Below are 17964 nucleotides of genomic sequence, written 5' to 3'. Positions count from 1 at the left end.
TAAATAATGGATGTCTATTTCTTAGACTTCCTTTTTCTTTTTATAAGCGCTCCTGCTAACACCAATATTGGAATAAACAAGCCATGGGTCAAGGCGTATGGGAACCACGAAGTGCCTACAAAATTTTCGAAGTAAGCGACATCTGGATAAGCGACAATCGCTAAAACGACCATTCCCATCCCTAAAGGCAATAATAAGGTGCGATAGTCGTCAATCAAAAGAAATTGAGCGATTCCTTTTGTGGAGGCGTAATACAGGATGATTAATTTGAAAAAGATAGTCACCATCCATACGATAGCAACAATAATCTCGATCCCTTCCCAAAAACCTGCAATATTAATTTTGCTCGCCAACTCATAACTTGGATAAGCATTCAAAGCTGTAAGATCGCTTCCGAGAACGAGAATGCTTAGGAGGGTGATCATTGTCAAAAAAACACCGCCAATCAACATTCCAAAAACCCAGGCGTATTTTGCTTTATTCTTTTCTTTAACCTCGGGATAGATCATTAATAAAACGACCATCTCAAGAATAGGAGTACCAAGCATGGTGAAAGAGGTACTAATGATCGGCTTCAGGCCACTTCCAAAGATTGGCTGAAAGTTATCTGTTTCTATCTGGGGTGTTACAAACAAGAATAAGAAAAACAGAAGCAGGACGATAAAGCTGATGAACATTTCAGAAGAACGCCCGATGGTCTCTATGCCTAAACGCGCTCCCATAATGACAACTAATAGAAAAAGGATAAGAGTAAATTGCAAAGGTGTTTCAGGCATGATTTGAGTGGTCATGAAATCACCAATATTCCTTAGTACCAGTGCGGCAAGGATATAGATGAATAAAATGTAAAACAAACTGATGCCTCTTCCAATCCAGGGGCCAAAACTATCGATGGTGACCTCTATAAATGTTTTGTTTTCATACAGGATACCGATTTTATGATACAAGAATATCAATAACATGCCGACAGCTAAGCTAAGCAAGGCAGCAATCCATCCGTCTTGCTGTGCCCCAGCTGCTAATGGACCGGGCACAATAAGGATAGAACTTCCAATTGTAAAAAGGGTGACTAAATACATGAATTGACGCGGGCTGATTGTGTTATTCCTGTACATTTCTGTCTACCTTTCCTTTTAGGGCAGGCTTCCCTTTAAGATTAGTTTTCTTTTTAATTAATGCTCCAATTAAAAGCAGGAATGGCAGTAAGAGCCCATGCATTATTTTATAGGGAAAGACATTTCGGACAAATGTTTCAAAGTAAGCTACATCCGGATACACAATGATAGACAGGACGATAAGTCCCATGCCTAAAGGGAGCAATAATACCCGGTAATCCTCTATATTCAAGAATTGAGCAATCCCTAAAGCCGCTCCATAATAAAGAATGATCAGCTTGAAAAATATGGTGAGCATCCATACAATTGCAACGATGATTTCGATTCCCTCTAAAAATCCTGCAATGTTGATTTTGCTTGCCAGTTCATAAACCGGATACTCATTCAACGCCGTCAAATCACTGCCAAGCACAAGGATGCTGAAAAGGGTGATCATCGACAAAAATCCTCCTCCGATAAGTAACCCTAAAAGCCAAGCCTGCCTTGCCTTTGTTTTTTCCTTTACTTTTGGATAAATCATCAATAAAACTACCATTTCAAGAACTGGGGTATTCATAACCGTAAACGAACCTTGAATCATAGACTTTATCCCACTGCCGAACATAGGCTGGACATTATCCATCTCCAATTGTGGGGTAAGAAATAGGAATAGGAAAAGTAGCAGCAGGGAAATCCAGGTAATGAACATCTCTGCTGATCTTCCAATCACTTCAATTCCTAAACGGGCATCCAGAATCACCACAAGCATGAACAGAATATGAGTGAATTGAAGCGGTGTTTCTTCAAGGATTTGAGTGGTAATGAAATCTCCTATATTCCTCAATACCAGAGATGCCAGGATATAAATGAACGCAAGGTGAAAAAAACAAATGACTCTCCCAAACCATTTTCCAAAAACATCAATGGTAGCTTCAATAAAGGTTCTATCTCCAATAGTGACTGCTATTTTATGGTAAAGAAGGATGAAAAGCACTCCTATGCTCATCCCCAGAAAAGAAGCTATCCAACCATCTTGATCTGCTGATTTTGCTAAAGGGGTAGGAACGATGAGGATGGAGCTTCCGATTAGGAACAGAATGACAAGGTACATGAATTGACGTGGGCTGATTACATTGTTGTCCATTACTGTCCACCCTCACTTTCCATTTAAAGATTCAAGGGAATATGCTTTGCAGCCACGCATTGAAAGGAGCATAGAAAGCCTGGATCAAATCAAGTGGGTTATACAGATTTTTACCCATACTCTCTAAAATGCTGACAATCGTGGCGGCAGCTAAGAATATACAAAAATATACTAAATCTTTCTTTTTATCCTTCTTTCTTAGTTTAGGAACTTCAATGAAAAAAACGGCAGTTGAAACAGATAGAATACCTAAAATCGGCCACATCACACACTATCCTTTCTTTTGAACTGGCTGTACAATTGTTCCTTTTCTTCTGATATCTAATTTCACTTCCACTTTTACCTCTGTTTCCTTGAAGTGCTCATCCCAGTTCTTTTCGACCTCTTTCCAATAAGTCGGGTTTTTTCTGGCAATCGTATTTCCAAACCCGAAGATGTCGGTTTGATACTGCTCCTTGGCAGCTGTAATTGCTGCAGATATTTTCGTTTTGATATCCTCTTCAGCTTTATCAGCAATCTCTTGAAGGGTTTCCGGTTTTGTCAAATCCAAGTCGCATTGGATTTCACCCACGTTCCCTTCTGCTTCCAACGTCACAGTGATACTGGGGTTGCTGCCTGTCTTTGTTGCATCAATAGCGGCGTTAGTCCGTAAAATTTCTACTCCTATCTTTCCACTCTCTTTCTCTTCACAGGGAAAATTGATCAAGGTGCTTTTTACATTCCCGACGATATAATTATAGCCTTTGCTTTCATCTTCGTTCAGCCATCCAAGCATCCGGTCACCTTTGAAAACACTGAGGTGGTCAACATGGATACGAGCAGGAGAATCGACGTTCTCTACATTGGAGATATTATTCCCGGCCTCTTCACTTCCCTCTAAAAGAATACCTGTCAGAATCGGACTTTTCCCTGGGCTCCTTATATCTGAGACGATTTGGTCGATATAAACCCCATGAGTTGCAGCCCAGTGGGATTCAGCTGCTATAATACTATCCATGATTTTGTTGGCTGGGATTTTCTCATAGGCCGTTATGACACTAAGAAGAGCTTCCACCTCGATATCTTTAGCTACGGTCACTAAAAAGCTGGTTCGAAATTCAGGATCCCGGTACAGTAAGTCCAGTGTAGGTAAGATTCCTTCTTCGGCCAGGCCAGGTCCGATTATTAATAATCGTAATTGCGACATATAAATTTTTCTCGGTGCACTCAAAGTCATTTTTCGCAATGCTTCAAAAATGGTTTCCCCCTCTGATTGATAAAGAGATACCGGCGGGCGTGTTGAAGGAGCTTCTGTAGCAATTTCAGAAGGATTGATCATTTGTACCACAAGCGAGTAGTTTCCTTCCTGTGTCTTATCAATACCCAAAGCTACCGCTATACCAAGGTCGTCCAGTTCCCGGCTGTTCCAGCATCCCGTGAGAAATAATAGACAAGCTAGAGTGATGAACAGCCGTTTGCTAATAGGAAGAAAAGAGAAATTATTGTTCATTCTCCATTCCCCTTTCGACCGCTGGTCCGTTTTTCGTTTTGATGAGAGGTGGAGGAAGGTCTCGATAACAATCCCCAATGAGGAAAGCGAACGAGCACATCCTTTTGATCTTTAGGTACCAAAGGAGCAAGCGGAGACATATAAGGAACTCCGAATGACTGTAGACTGCAGAGATGGAGAACTAGTGCAATTAAGCCAAGGATGATACCATACAGCCCAAAAGTTGCGGCTAAAATCATCAAAGAAAATCGCAGCATCCGAACAGGGATAGCCATATTATAGGAAGGGAAGACGAAACTGCTGATTGCAGTAATTGCTACTACAATGACCATAGCAGGTGATACAAGACCTGCCTGGACAGCTGATTCTCCCAATACAAGCGCTCCAACAATCGATACGGCGGAACCGACAGCTTTCGGCAGCCGGACCCCTGCTTCGCGGAGAATTTCAAACGTAGCTTCCATGAGGACAGCTTCCACAAAAGCAGGAAAAGGGACACCTTCCCGCTGGGCAGCCAAATTGATCAATAGAGGAGCAGGAATCATTTCCTGATGAAACGTCGTGATAGCAATATACAAAGATGGCATGAATAAAGCGATACAAAAAGCGAATAAACGCAACAGACGGATGAATGTTCCGATATCGTAGCGCTGATAATAATCTTCACTTGACTGCATGAAATTTACGAACAAGGCAGGTACGAGCAATACATTAGGCGTTCCATCTGTAATGATCGCCACTTTACCTTCTAACAGCCCGGCAGCAATCGCATCGGGACGCTCCGTATAATAAACTTTTGGAAAAGGAGAATAGGGAGGGTCCTCAATGAATTCCTCCAGATAGCCACTTTCGAGCACACCATCGATATCGATGTTATCTAATCGGGCATGTACTTCTTTCACCACGCTTTCTTCAGCTGTATCCTGTATATAAATGACACTGACATCCGTCACTGTCATTTTTCCTACTTTCTTGGCGTCTATGCGAAGCTTTGGATCTTTGATCTTTCTTCGCACCATGGCGGTATTCGTTCTTAAAGTCTCTGTAAAAGCCTCTTTAGGACCACGAATGACGCTTTCTGAGGTGGTTTCCTGTACACCACGGTCTTTCCAGCCTTTTGTGCTTGCTGCAATCGCTCTGGTTTCATTGTCGAGCACTACAATTGTTTCTCCGGAAAGAAGCCGGAGTATTAATTCATCCATTTGTTTCAGCTCATATATTTCCCCGATAGGGAGGGTGGAATCTTTTATTGCTTCATAAATAGGTGAGATAGATAAATCCTCAGATGGTACTTCTACCATGACAACTTCGAGGATAAAATCCTGTACCGTATTTTTATCCACCAGTCCATCAATGTAAATGACGGCCCCGCTGGCTTTGGCTTTTTTGTTTAGAGTCATTCGTCTTGTAACCAAATCGGAGCCGTTGCCTAAAGTTTCCTTTATGAAGGCCAGGTTACTATCAAGATCGCTGCTGATTGCTCTCGCCAGGCTGGTGTCCAGTTGAACATCTTCTTTTGGTGTCCGGTTCTTTTTGCGCCGTTTCATGGAACTTGCTCCTTCACTCGGTCCTTTACCTTTTAGTTTGTACATCTATGGTTAATTTATTTATAAGGTGGGAATGCAGGAGCTTTTCGTTATCTATAGAAATATTTGAAAGTGAGAGAAAAAAATTACAAGTAAGCGATTGCTTTGTTTTAGTTTGAATTTCCTGTTTTTTATAGTAGAATATATATGCTGCATAAGTATCACTTTTTGCAAGAAACCTATGCAGAAACCCGATGAAATGTTTGAATATTTCATCAATTTTTGCTAACATTATTCTACTAAGCAACTATTTGAAAGAGGGGGCTAATCATGAAAAGAAGAAATTGGTTTTTAACTATGGCGATGTTGTTAACGCTTTCCTTGTTCCTTGCTGCCTGCGGCGGTGGAGAAGCTGGCGGCGGTGAAGAAGGCGGAGGAGATGAAGGTGGCGGCGATGAAGGCGGCGCATCCTTCATGAACATTCTGACTGGCGGGTCTCAAGGTACATATTACCCGCTTGGAGGAAGCTTCGCTACGATCATCAACTCGAATGTAGATGGAGCAGAGGCTAACGCAGTTTCTACTGGCGCGTCTGTAGAAAATATGAAAAAATTGCGTGATGGCGATGGAGAATTGGCATTTACACAGACAGATATTGCTTCCTATGCAGCAGACGGCGAAGTAATGTTTGATGAGCCGATCGAAGGCATTCAGGCGATCGGGACCCTATATCCGGAAACAATTCAAATCGTAACCACAAAAGATACTGGCATTGAGACAGTGGAAGACTTGAAAGGAAAAGTCGTCTCTGTCGGTGCACCAGGATCCGGTACGTACGCGAACGCTGAGAACATTCTTGAAATCCATGATATGACGATGGATGACATCGAGAAGCGCGATTTGGAATTTGGTGATTCAACTTCCGGAATTCAGGACGGATCTATTGATGCTGCATTTATCACTGCGGGTACCCCAACAGGTGCGGTAGAAAGTCTTGCAGCAACTACGGATGTCAACATCGTGAAATTCGGCGATGGAAAAATCCAGGAGTTGATGGATAAGGTACCTTTCTATTCTGAAGATGAAATACCTGAAGGCACTTACGGATTAGATGAAGCGATCCAGACCGTTGCTGTACAAGCAATGCTTGTTACAACTTCTGATATGGATGAAGATACTGTTTATGAAATCACGAAAGCTATTTTTGAAAACACGGATCAAATCACACATAGTAAAGGTGAAGTGATTACAGCTGATTCTGCCCTTAAGGGTGTTGGCATTGACGTACATCCCGGTGCACAAAAATACTTCGATGAAGCGGGCGTTTCTGCCGAATAATAAAAAGCCTTAAAGAGGATTATGGCTTGTGATAGACCGATATGATATCGGTCTATCTTTTCTTGTGAGAAAGGATTTTCGGAATGCGAAGAGCAGATATGAATAGGGGAATAGCAGCAGGTTTCATAATATTTCTTGTTTTTGCCGGTCTTGCTGTTTGGTTATTTTATCCCTGCCAATATGTCCTTTCCTTCCAGAATAAACAGACAGAGGAATTTGCGGTTTTTGTTCCCTTAAAGGAAAGTGAGCATTTTCAAATCAAATTTACGCATTCGATTCATCTAAGTGATGTTATAGAGGAATACAAAGTGAAAGACGATAAACTGATACCAGTCCAGCTGATTTACGAAGATACAGCAGTAGGGATGCCTGGGAATGCATCAGAGGGAGAAGCTTTTGAATTAAAAGATGGAAAGTATTATATAACAGGGTTAAAGGGAGAACACGATTACATCGATCTTTCCGTCGGACAGGTTAAAGCGAACCATAGGATCATCTACAATGACTTGCAGTTTGCACTGAAGGACTATGTAGATGGCGGGACAATCGTTCGTATTCAGCCCCTCTATATCAACAACTGGGAACTTTTGAGAGGAGTGAACGTGCATGAGCAAGAAAGATGAGACACTATCTACAGAAAAACAACAGGAAATCATGCAGAAGTACGATCCAGAGTCTTCCGTGCGTGAATTGACCGGTCTCTTGGCAAAAATCGTATTTTTTATCTTATTAGCATTTTCCATCTATCAATTATATACAACCACACTCAATCCGCTGCCTGCCCAGATTCATAGATCCATACACGTAGGGTTTGGCTTGGTATTAATATTTCTTTTATTCCCTGCAACAAAGAAAAACCGTATCAAAGGGAAAATAGCTTGGTATGATTTAGTCCTTGCTATACTTGGTTTTGGGGTAGGTGCCTACTGGCCACTATTTTATGAAGATATTATTACGCGTGCTGGTGACATGACTACACTCGACTTTTATGTTGGCCTGTTAGCTGTTTTGCTCGTTTTGGAAGCGACAAGAAGAGCAGTTGGTTTGCCGATTACAATCATTGCCGCGCTTTTCCTTGTCTATGCCTATTGGGGAAGACAAATGCCAGGCTTTTTGATTCATCGTGGTGTTAACCTGGACAGTCTGGTGCAGTCGATGTTCTTCACAACAGAAGGTATCCTGGGCACACCAATCGCGGTATCATCCACCTTCATATTCCTGTTCTTATTATTCGGTGCTTTTTTAGTGAAGACCGGGGTCGGACAGTACTTCAATGATTTGGCCGTAACACTTGCCGGGAAGCGGACAGGGGGTCCTGCAAAGGTCGCCATCTTTTCCAGTGCCTTGCAAGGCACAATCAGTGGTAGTTCTGTTGCCAATGTTGTTACTTCCGGTTCTTTCACAATTCCAATGATGAAACGGTTAGGGTACCGTCGTGAATTTGCCGGTGGGGTAGAAGCTGCTGCCTCTACAGGTGGTCAGTTAATGCCTCCAATCATGGGTGCCGCGGCGTTCCTTATGATTGAGTTCATCGGAATGGATTACTGGAGTATCGCTAAGGCTGCTGCAATACCCGCTTTGCTATATTTTACGGGTGTCTGGATCATGACCCACTTTGAAGCGAAGCGTACTGGCTTAAGTGGATTGTCAGATGATCAAATGCCGGATAGGAAAGAAGTTTTCAAGAAAATTTATCTCCTCCTGCCAATTGTGGCTATCGTTTTCTATTTGAGCAGTGGTCTAAGTGTTATGCGTGCTGCTATTTATGGAATTCTTACTACTATCCTGGTAGGTATGATGAGAGAAGAAAAATTCCGAAAAATATATCCGATCGTATTTGGTGTCGTAGCCGTAGGGATGGGGCTTTATGGCTCACTTACAGGCGGATTTTCAGCTACTAGTTCGCTGGTTACAGCTACAATTGTAACCATCCTGGTCAGTTATCTTTTTGATGGAAATTTCAAAGAATCGATCGAGGCTTTAGTTGATGGGGCCCGCACAGCCCTAGGAGTAGTAGCTGCTACAGCAGCTGCCGGTATCATAGTCGGGGTCGTCACTAAAACAGGACTTGGATTGAAACTTGCAAACAGCTTAGTATCATTAGCCAATGGAGAAATATTATTGACGTTGTTCTTTACCATGCTTGCCGCAATTATATTAGGGATGGGTTCACCAACGACGGCGAACTACATCATCACCTCTACGATTGCCGCACCGGCTCTTATTTTGTTAGGCATTGCTGACCTGCCGGCGCATATGTTTGTCTTCTACTTTGGTATTGTGGCGGACATTACGCCTCCGGTAGCGCTTGCTGCATTCGCTGCATCCGGGGTAGCAAGCTCAGAGCCGATTCGAACCGGGGTGAATGCCGCAAAACTTGCAATTGCTGCCTTCATCATTCCGTACATGTTTGTATTAGAACCGAAGCTATTGATGATTGATACAACAACAACAGAATTGTTATGGATCATTTTTACCGCTATTTGTGGAATGCTTGCTATTGGTGCCGGATTAATCGGCTACTGGTTCCGTGAACTGATGTGGTTTGAGCGGATCATTTCTTTAGCAGGCGGACTGACATTAATTTATCCTGGCGGTTATTCTGATGTTATTGGTTTATCCGTATTTGCTCTAATCCTTGGCTTGCAGTTCCTGCTTAAACGAGATAAGCTCGGCGTGCCAGTGGAAAGAAGAGGAAGAAAGGCAAGAGCATAAGAAAGCGGCCTGCGCGTGCAGGCTGCTTTTGTTCTTTTTTATAACATTTTTTCCCTTTCGTGGATGCCCCAGAGTTTGATGAGTGGTCGGAATAGGACGAAAAACATTTGTATCACCGGTCCAGTCGATAAGGCAACAATAAGTGTTCCGATACCAACAGGCGCACCAAGTAAATACCCGACCAGGGCCAGGCCTGATTCAGCAAATATTCGAACAGAACTTTTGGATTGGTTTGTTCGTTTGTTGACAATCATCATAAAGTGATCCAATGGAATTCGTGGAAACGGTGTGCGCAGGTATAGTGCGATTCCTGCACCCATTGCCAGCAATCCTAGTGTGAAAACAAGCCATTGAGACCACCAGAGGTCATAACCCTCAGTTAGTACCTTGTAAAGAAAAATATCTAAAGTCCATCCCCGGACTACGATAGGGAGGATCGATTCATAAACGGGACGTTTTCTTTCGATCCTGGCGTTGATTAATAATAATATGATAAAGCTGATGATTAATACGGTACCGACCGAGACAGGGAGATGCATGGAGATTCCGACTGCCACACTGTCGCCTGGACCTACGCCTAATCCTGACTTGATAATCATAGCTAAACCAAGGCTGGAAATTACGATTCCAGCCAGGTAAATGATAAAAAGAATCAAGTGTTTCATTGTGCTGGCTCCTTAAGCTAATAACAATAACTGATGCTTTACTAAGCATATACTTACCCTATTGGGATGTAAAGTTCGACGGTAGGCTCTATTTATTTTATGGTAAAAGAGAAGCAATTATTTAATTAAAAAACGGAGGGGATAAAATGCAGTTTGCAATTGTAACCGGTGAATCAAGAGGACTAGGGGAAGCCATTGCTAAAGATTTTATGGAATATGGGATAGATGTCATTGGCATTTCCCGTTCAGGAAGTGAAGAATTAAAGAAGTTTTCAAAGAATGAGAAAGCGGATTATCACCACTATTCCTGTGATTTGAGTGACAGTGCGCAAGCGAAAGAATGCTTTGAGAAAATAGCTGAGCAGCACTTTAACAAAGAGACTTATCATATTTACCTGATTAATAATGCTGGCATGATTGAGCCAATCGAGACGGTTGGGAATTTGGATACGGATCAGGTGACGAAGCATGTGCAGGTTAATCTGGTGGCGCCCATTGTATGGACGAACAGTCTCTTATCTTATGCCGATACTCATGATGTAAAGCTGACAATGGTCAACATAACTTCTGGTGCTGCTGAAAAATCAACACCTGGATGGAGTACGTATAACAGCACAAAATCGGCAATCAATCAATTTACAGCCACTGTGGCAGCGGAACTTGAAACAAAAGATAGCGATCATAAAATCCTGGCCTACAGTCCGGGGGTGATGGACACAGACATGCAGGATGTCATTCGTTCCGCCTCTAAAGATGCGTTCCGGGATGTAGAGAAATTCAGACAGTTGAAAAAAGAAGGGCAACTTCGGGGTCCGGATACGGTATCTGCTGTGTTAATGGATCTCTTGAATAAACCAAACGAAATAGAAAACGGAAAAGTTTATAAGCTCTATGATTTAATTAAGGAATAAAGTTTATAAATTTAATGTTGATTTCAATGAGCAGGAGTCTGTGACCATACGCACTCTCCTGCTTCAACTGTGATACAAAATTTAGTTGCAACCGCATACATTTTTATCATATAATAGTTGTAACGAAAAAGAAGGGACTGAAGTTTAGAGCAATGAAGTACTAATCCTATTACTTAGACGAGATTTGAATAAACACATTCACTCGTTCGGAGATGGGGTTAGTCTGTCCAAAATTGGATATCATTGCTTGACCAGTCGCAGCAGAGGGATTCTGTCCTTCCGTCTATCTGTATAAGTAATGATGTGACACCACTTCTCTGAATAATCAGGGAGGTTTTTTTATGCTTTTTATGAGGGCGATGAATATTGAATATAGTATTGGTATCAGAAAGTTACTGGATATAGATGAGTTGAAGATTCATAAAGGCGACCGGATCGGCCTGGTAGGGAAAAATGGTCAGGGAAAAACGCTGCTATTGAATTATCTGACCGGAGCCACAGAAATGAAACCGCAAGTTGATTTTCATACGCAATATAGCTGTTTTCAGCAATTGGACGATATCGGTAGTCAGAACAAGAGATGGAACTCTTTAAGTGGAGGCGAAAAAACGTTAGCAAAGCTGGATCGGATATTTACTGAAAAGAGGGAGCTATTGTTTTTAGATGAGCCGACCAATAATTTGGATTGGCACCACATCGGACAGCTGGAACAGCAATTGGAAAACCATTACGGAGCGTTTGTCATTGTCTCTCATGATCGAAGTTTGCTGGATAGGGTATGTACCGCAATATGGGAGTTGGAAGATGGGAAAATCACAAGTTACGCGGGTAATTACAGCTTTTATGCGGCACAAAAAGAAAAGCAGAGAAGGCAGCAGCAGGAAGCGCATGAAAAATTTTTAAAAGAGAAGCAGCGTTTGACGGAACGGTTGACTATCAAGCGGAACCAGGCAAAAGGAATGCGTAAACCCCCGTCCAGGATGGGTAACTCGGAATGGCAGCTTGGTAAAAACAAAGCCGCCGGTCAGCAAAAGAAAATTGAGCGGGTATCAAAGGTTATCGAACGCCGGATTGAACGGATGGAAAACGTAGATAAACCTTTTGAGTGGGATGAAGTAAAAATGGACTATATCCTTCAATCACCAATCCACCGCAAGCAGCTGCTTATTGCGAAAGAGGTTGTTGGAACAATAGAAGAAAAGAAATTATACGAGGTCTCATCCTTGAAGTTGAAGACAGGGTCGAAAACAGCGCTCATTGGCGTAAATGGCAGTGGGAAAACGACATTGATCCGCCAGCTGATTGCAGGCGGAGATACCATTGATTTTGCCGCCCGGACGAAAGTCGGGCATTTTGATCAGTCTTTGGAAAAACTACCGAATCAGCAAAGTGTGCTGGAATTTGTCAGGTCAACTAGCCAGCTTCCGGAACATATATTACGAATCATACTTGGAAGGCTGCGTTTTAAAGAGGATGATGTTCATAAAACGATTGGCGTCCTGAGCGGAGGGGAACGTGTCAAAGTAGCTCTCGCGCGGTTGCTGACCGGCGACTACAATTTATTAATACTTGATGAACCTACCAACCACCTTGATCTGGAGGCGATCGAGGCACTGGAAGGTCTCGTGCGTGACTATCCGGGTACCGTTTTATACGTCACGCACGATCGGCGGTTTGTAGACCGTACAGCCACCCATCTATGGGTGCTGGAGAACAAAACGGTCAATAGTTTTGAAGGGAGTCTCCATGCATATGAAAAAGAGAAACGGAAGCCGAAACAGGCTGATGAGCAGGAGTACGATTTAATGACGTTAGAAACAAAGTTGACTGAACTGATTAGTAAAATCAGTATGGCAGCTAAAGGAGAGGATATTAGTCAGCTAGAAGAAGAGTATCAGATGGTGCTCGGCCAGGTGAGAAAGCTAAAAAATAGCTAGTAATGGATGATCTTTAGGAAGTCAAATGCAACATTTCCTGTCATTATAAAAAAGCTTAGAGTATATAAAAACTCTAAGCTTTTGTTGATTTAATTGCAAATTCAGTTAATGGTTAGATAAAGAAGCGTTTGGTTTATTATGAACACCAAGTCGTTTAACAAGCTTTGAACTGTCTTCGTTTAAGCCGGTAATTTCAACCTCTTTACCTTGTTCACGAAACTTGAGGACGAGCTTATCGATTGCTGCAACAGCGGAATCATCCCATACATGGGAATGGCTGAAGTCGATTTTAACGTAATCTGCGTCTGCATTGAAATCAAAATGTTTTATTAAATTATCGACAGAAGCCAAGAATACTTGTCCTTTTACTGTATAGGTCAACGTACGTGTTTGTTCTTCGAATTTCTTTGCTACATGAACCGAAGAAATTTTTGCTACGAAGAAAATGGCACTTAAGATGACACCAGCGAGGACACCTTTGGATAAATCATGCGTTTTAACAACCGTTACAACGGTAACAATCATGACAGCGGCATCTGTTTTCGGCATAACGTGAAGCTTCGTTAAAGAACTCCAGTCGAATGTACCGATGGAAACCATGATCATAACCCCGACGAGCACGGCCATTGGTATTTGAACTAATACATTTTGGAATACGATAATCAACAACATTAGGAACACACCAGCGACAAGCGTTGATAACCGGCCGCGTCCCCCTGATTTTACATTAATGACAGATTGACCGATCATTGCACAGCCTGCCATACCACCAAAGAAACCAGTAACGACGTTGGCAACACCTTGTCCGCGTGCTTCTTTGTTTTTGTCACTTAGTGTATCCGTCATATCGTCGACGATTTGCGCAGTTAGTAAAGATTCCAGCAAACCGACAAAAGCTAATGCTAAAGCGGTTGGGAAAATGATTTGCAATGTTTCGAACGTCAACGGAATATTAGGAATCAGGAAGATTGGCAAGGTACTAGTCAGTTCTCCCATATCTCCTACAGTCTTCACATTCATTCCCGTAGTAGTGACCAGGATTGTCATAGCAATAATAGCTACTAGCGGAGCTGGTACAGCTTTAGTGATTCGAGGAAAAAGGTAAATGATACCTAAAGATCCGATAACTAAAGCATACATTGGCCAGCTCTCACCAACAAAGTGAGGAAGCTGGGAAGTGAAAATCAGGATCCCAAGTGCGTTTACGAAACCGATCATAACGGAACGTGGGATGAATTTCATAAATTGTCCAATTTTCAAAGCACCTAATGCGAATTGAATAATACCTGTCAAAATAGTGGCGGCCAGCAGGTATTGCAATCCATGCTCTGCTACTAATGTCACCATTAATAACGCCATAGCTCCTGTCGCAGCGGATATCATTCCGGGGCGTCCACCCATAAAAGCGATGACCACAGCAATACTGAAGGAAGCGTAAAGACCCACCATCGGATCGACTCCGGCAATGATCGAGAAGGCGATAGCTTCTGGAATCAAGGCCATGGCTACGACCAGGCCTGCCAGCACATCGTTCTTCACGTTTCCAAACCATTGATTTTTAATTGTTTCTACGTTCAATGCTGCACCTCTTTTCTAAATTTTAAATGTCGCACTGCCCATAACAGTGCTATTTCCGGCAAGAACGGAACTGATTATATCACGCATGAACAATAAGTGGTAATCGCATGTAAGCGCATGATTTCGATACATGCTTACATATACTCCGTTTTACTTTCGTATATTAGCAAAATCAAGTTTCTACTATTTATGTAGTTAAAATTTCATAAGGAAAAAATCTTTTGTTTAAGTTGAAAAGTGATAAAATGAAAAGACGAATTTAATTAAGAAGGAGTAAGCTATGTACAGGAATATTTTAATTGCAGCTGATGGTTCAGATCACTCGATCCGTACAGCAGAACAGGCAGCTGAGCTTGCAAGGCTGCAGGGGAATGCCCATATTACGGTCATTTATGTTGTCGATGGAGATACTTCTAAACATGATGTACTTGTGGAAGGGAACCAGGCTACGATCGATATGAAGCGGCTTGAACGTCTGAAGCCGATAGAGGAACGTCTGGAAAAAGCGAACGTCAATTATGAAGTAGTACTAAAGCGGGGAGAACCAGGACCAACGATCGTCAAGTATGCCAATGAAGAGGATATTGACATTGTTATTATCGGAAGCCGAGGTCTTAATACGCTTCAGGAAATGGTGTTAGGAAGTGTCAGCCATAAAGTGGCGAAACGCGCGGAATGTCCAGTCATGATTGTAAAATGAATTATAAAAAAACGCTTGAACTTCTACAGGGATCAAGCGTTTTTTTAGTTTAGGAAATTATAAAATTTCTTTTTTGTAGATAACTTTAAGTAGTGGGTTACATCCAGCTCCGACGCACAGGACGTGCTAGTGCCGATGATGCCACAGGACGTGGCGTTTTCATCGGCCAGCGCCTACCCCCTCGAGGTCTTAAGTCAATCCTCTCTGTGATTAGAAAAACTTGGCTTATCGCCAATGGTTTATGGCGAAAGCCTTAGTTTTACTTATACTTTAAACCTTAATAAACTTAATTGGTCTAAAAGTACAAAAAACGTCACGGCGAGGCTTGTCTTAAGCTTGTCGGAGGCCTGCAGGATGCAGGTCAGTTCGACGTTGGCACACTAGAACTACTTCTGCGAAAGTACATCGCAGAAAAAGACAAAGTCTTTTTTGAGGACGTGCCGTTTTTAGTCGAACGTCATTACTAGCAAGGTGCTTGCGCTTTTGTACGTTTAACGGGTTTTTAGAAACTTAGTACGGATTAGTTTTTGTAGTGCTATGTGACTGATGACAATAGCAAAGGCCAATAATAAGGCGAGTAAGAGCGATGTCATCCACAGACTTTGAAGGGAGTCAATATTCCATAATAGCAGAACGATAAATCCAAACGTCCCCATTTCAATTAATAATGCTATGAGACTGATAAACCGTGATTTGAATACTTCCTGTTCATCTGTCCAATTGAGTTTAGGGTCGTTCAAATCGAGTGCCGTACCTACCAGACTGGTGAACCAGCTTGCTAAAAACGTCAAAGTAATCCAGGCAGTAAATAATGCAGGGGGCATCTGAACGACCATTAGGCCTACTGCCGCTAATAAAATGATCGAAAGCAAATTTATCAGCCAGGCTGTCATCACTTTGCTGAAAATCACAGTTTTTGCCGGGACAGGTAAGTACAAATTAGCGGGCCAGCTTCGACCATCTCTTGAAATAGATGAGTAGGAGGCTGGATTGACCCCTAAAATGAACAACGTAAAGATAAATAATAACAACAGGGGAGCTTTACCATCAAACTGTTCTAGCATGGAGCCAAGTGCTCCTATTGATCCCGAGGAACTTTCAAAAACCAGGATAACGATCAAAAAGACCGGTCCAAATAAGCTCTGCACAACAATCTGCATGAAGAATGTCGGTGTTCTGAAAATAATTCGTAACTCTTTCAAAAGTAATGCCAAAAACACGGGCTGAGTTTTAATTTTTTTAGCGACCTTCCCAGAATCGAATTTTTTCGTACTTCCTGCTGTAAGGCCGAGCACACCTTTGAAATAAAACTTTTGACCTGCAGTTAGGAATAAGAAGATAGCTCCTGCAGAAATAGCGAGAATCACCACTAGGAAAAATAATCCATTTAACCCTTTTGCATTTTGTAATGCCATTGTGCTGAAATAAGCGGTAGGGATCATGCCAGTAATTACATTCAACAATCCATTTTGCTGTTGAATGAGCTGTGCGGCTCCTTCAGCGGTCTGTTCGGGATTTTGATTCAGACGGATGATAACGTTGAAGCCGATTATAAATACAAAAGTAAGCAGACCGGCGAACACTTTAGTGCGATCTTTATTTTTTGCTATATTGGCAAAGCGCATGAAAAACATCAATAGAATGGACATCATCGTAAAAGGAATGACTGGAAAAACAAGGAACAGTAATAGGGCATATATGTAATAGGTAAATCCAGCGCCACTATGGATGCCGTATAACGTCAAGATAGGTACCATGAGGACACCGCTCGTTACATACAGGTTGATGAATGGTGCCGCGGCTTTTCCGGCTAGCAGCTGGTAGGGATGGAAAGGGTAGGGAATAAAACCCTCAATGTCTTCAGCAAAATAAAAGGAGCTTAGAACCGAGCTCAAGCTGACAAACAACAGAACAATGGTCATCCCGACGAACAATAGACCAAGCAGTGCGTTTTCATTTCCTGACGGCGCCAGCTGGTCGTATAGTGTTTCTACGATGGCATTCAGAACACTGATGATAATGCCTGAAAAAGGAATCAAAAATATTGCTAACAAAACATATCCGATTTTTTCTCCGCTGCTTTTGCCTGCCAAAGAATACTGCATTTTTAACATCGTTCGGATTAAGCGGAGCGTCTTATTCATTACTGGTCAGCTCCAGGAAGACTTTCTCCAGTGTTTCATCAGCTTTAAATTGTTCCTTCATTTCCTTCATATTACCTCTGAACTGAAGCTTACCTTTATTAATGATAGCTACTTCATCACATAATTGCTCCACTACTTCGAGGACATGGGTGGAAAAAAAGACAGTATTTCCTTTGGCAGCATGTTCTCTCATCATTTCTTTTAACGTATAGGATGACTTTGGATCAAGTCCGGACAACGGTTCATCTAGTATCCATACATCAGGGTCGTGCAGTAGTACACCACTGACAACAATTTTTTGCCGCATACCGTGGGAATAGGTTTGGATATGGTCGTCAAGCGCTTCATATATCCCGAAGCTTTTCGTCAAATCCTCAATTTTTTCCTCGCGGGTATCTTTTGGAATATCAAATATATCTCCGATGAAGTTCAAATATTCGATCCCTTTTAAGCGGAGGAAAATGTCCGGGCTGTCTGGTACATACCCGAAAATCTTCTTCGCTTCAATCGGCTGGCTGGCAATATCATAACCGTTCACGGTAATTGTCCCATTGTCGATTGGGAGTATACCGGTAATCATTTTAATTGTAGTTGATTTCCCGGCTCCATTCGGACCAAGGAACCCGAAAATCTTTCCGTCGGGGACGACTAAGTCCAGGTTTTTGACTGCTGTTTTCCCTGCATATTCTTTCGTCACGTTTTTAATTGTAATCAATCGAATCC

The 17964-nt window shown here is 42.2% G+C and carries 15 protein-coding genes; 6 read left to right on the top strand and 9 right to left on the bottom strand.

Annotation, left to right across the window (positions count from 1 at the left end; all coding sequences use genetic code 11):
* Nucleotides 1-14 precede the first annotated feature (14 nt).
* From ACGTNI_RS13250 to ACGTNI_RS13230, 5 genes are read right to left on the bottom strand one after another with little or no spacing between them, the layout of a single operon-like run.
* Complete coding sequence (locus tag ACGTNI_RS13250) at nt 15-1115, bottom strand: GerAB/ArcD/ProY family transporter (RefSeq protein ID WP_394463155.1); 1101 nt, start codon at nt 1113-1115, stop codon at nt 15-17.
* Nucleotides 1102-2238 carry a GerAB/ArcD/ProY family transporter gene (locus tag ACGTNI_RS13245; RefSeq protein ID WP_394463153.1) on the bottom strand — a complete coding sequence of 379 codons (1137 nt, stop codon included), beginning with the start codon at nt 2236-2238 and terminating at the stop codon, nt 1102-1104. Before ACGTNI_RS13245 ends, ACGTNI_RS13250 begins: the two co-directional genes overlap by 14 nt.
* 31 nt (nt 2239-2269) lie before the next feature.
* Nucleotides 2270-2503 carry a hypothetical protein gene (locus ACGTNI_RS13240; protein ID WP_085506839.1) on the bottom strand — a complete coding sequence of 78 codons (234 nt, stop codon included), beginning with the start codon at nt 2501-2503 and terminating at the stop codon, nt 2270-2272.
* Nucleotides 2504-2509: 6 nt separating this feature from the next.
* A complete protein-coding gene (locus tag ACGTNI_RS13235) occupies nt 2510-3727 on the bottom strand; it encodes a Ger(x)C family spore germination protein (protein WP_394463151.1) in 1218 nt (405 codons plus the stop codon).
* The gene (locus ACGTNI_RS13230) at nt 3724-5274 is read right to left on the bottom strand and encodes a spore germination protein (protein WP_085506841.1); all 1551 of its coding nucleotides are present in this window, start codon (nt 5272-5274) and stop codon (nt 3724-3726) included. The genes ACGTNI_RS13235 and ACGTNI_RS13230 overlap by 4 nt, the downstream gene beginning before the upstream one ends.
* Nucleotides 5275-5583: 309 nt before the next feature.
* Between ACGTNI_RS13230 and ACGTNI_RS13225 the strand changes: the two genes are divergently transcribed.
* From ACGTNI_RS13225 to ACGTNI_RS13215, 3 genes are all read left to right on the top strand, one after another.
* A complete protein-coding gene (locus tag ACGTNI_RS13225) occupies nt 5584-6591 on the top strand; it encodes a TAXI family TRAP transporter solute-binding subunit (protein WP_085506842.1) in 1008 nt (335 codons plus the stop codon).
* A gap of 83 nt (nt 6592-6674) precedes the next feature.
* On the top strand, nt 6675-7214 hold the full coding sequence (locus tag ACGTNI_RS13220; protein WP_085506843.1) for a DUF1850 domain-containing protein: 540 nt from the start codon (nt 6675-6677) through the stop codon (nt 7212-7214).
* Complete coding sequence (locus ACGTNI_RS13215; RefSeq protein WP_394463147.1) at nt 7198-9306, top strand: TRAP transporter permease; 2109 nt, start codon at nt 7198-7200, stop codon at nt 9304-9306. Before ACGTNI_RS13220 ends, ACGTNI_RS13215 begins: the two co-directional genes overlap by 17 nt.
* 38 nt (nt 9307-9344) lie before the next feature.
* Here the strand turns inward: ACGTNI_RS13215 and ACGTNI_RS13210 are convergent, their stop codons facing one another.
* The gene (locus tag ACGTNI_RS13210; RefSeq protein WP_394463145.1) at nt 9345-9971 is read right to left on the bottom strand and encodes a YczE/YyaS/YitT family protein; all 627 of its coding nucleotides are present in this window, start codon (nt 9969-9971) and stop codon (nt 9345-9347) included.
* 146 nt (nt 9972-10117) lie between these two features.
* Between ACGTNI_RS13210 and ACGTNI_RS13205 the strand changes: the two genes are divergently transcribed.
* Both ACGTNI_RS13205 and abc-f read left to right on the top strand, forming a co-directional pair.
* Nucleotides 10118-10882, top strand: coding sequence for a (S)-benzoin forming benzil reductase (locus ACGTNI_RS13205; protein ID WP_394463143.1), 765 nt, complete (start codon nt 10118-10120; stop codon nt 10880-10882).
* 341 nt (nt 10883-11223) lie between these two features.
* Nucleotides 11224-12819 (top strand): ribosomal protection-like ABC-F family protein, encoded by a 1596-nt coding sequence (abc-f, locus tag ACGTNI_RS13200; RefSeq protein WP_394463140.1) that lies wholly within the window; start codon nt 11224-11226, stop codon nt 12817-12819.
* A gap of 105 nt (nt 12820-12924) precedes the next feature.
* Here the strand turns inward: abc-f and ACGTNI_RS13195 are convergent, their stop codons facing one another.
* A complete protein-coding gene (locus ACGTNI_RS13195; protein WP_394463138.1) occupies nt 12925-14397 on the bottom strand; it encodes a SulP family inorganic anion transporter in 1473 nt (490 codons plus the stop codon).
* 280 nt (nt 14398-14677) lie between these two features.
* On the opposite strand from ACGTNI_RS13195, the gene ACGTNI_RS13190 reads away from it, so the two are divergent.
* On the top strand, nt 14678-15097 hold the full coding sequence (locus ACGTNI_RS13190; protein ID WP_394463136.1) for a universal stress protein: 420 nt from the start codon (nt 14678-14680) through the stop codon (nt 15095-15097).
* Nucleotides 15098-15588: 491 nt separating this feature from the next.
* Here ACGTNI_RS13190 and ACGTNI_RS13185 read toward each other — a convergent pair whose 3' ends face one another.
* A complete protein-coding gene (locus ACGTNI_RS13185) occupies nt 15589-17241 on the bottom strand; it encodes a putative ABC transporter permease subunit (protein ID WP_394463134.1) in 1653 nt (550 codons plus the stop codon).
* Nucleotides 17234-17956: an ABC transporter ATP-binding protein gene (locus ACGTNI_RS13180; protein ID WP_394463132.1), complete on the bottom strand. Its 723-nt coding sequence runs from the start codon at nt 17954-17956 to the stop codon at nt 17234-17236. The genes ACGTNI_RS13185 and ACGTNI_RS13180 overlap by 8 nt, the downstream gene beginning before the upstream one ends.
* Between the last annotated feature and the right edge of the window lie 8 nt (nt 17957-17964).

The organism is Thalassobacillus sp. B23F22_16, assembly GCF_043496955.1.
In the GTDB taxonomy this organism is placed as follows: Bacteria; Bacillota; Bacilli; order Bacillales; family Halobacillaceae; genus Thalassobacillus; species Thalassobacillus devorans_A.
Note: the sequence above shows the minus strand (reverse complement) of the source record. Positions and strands in the feature narration are given on the sequence as shown.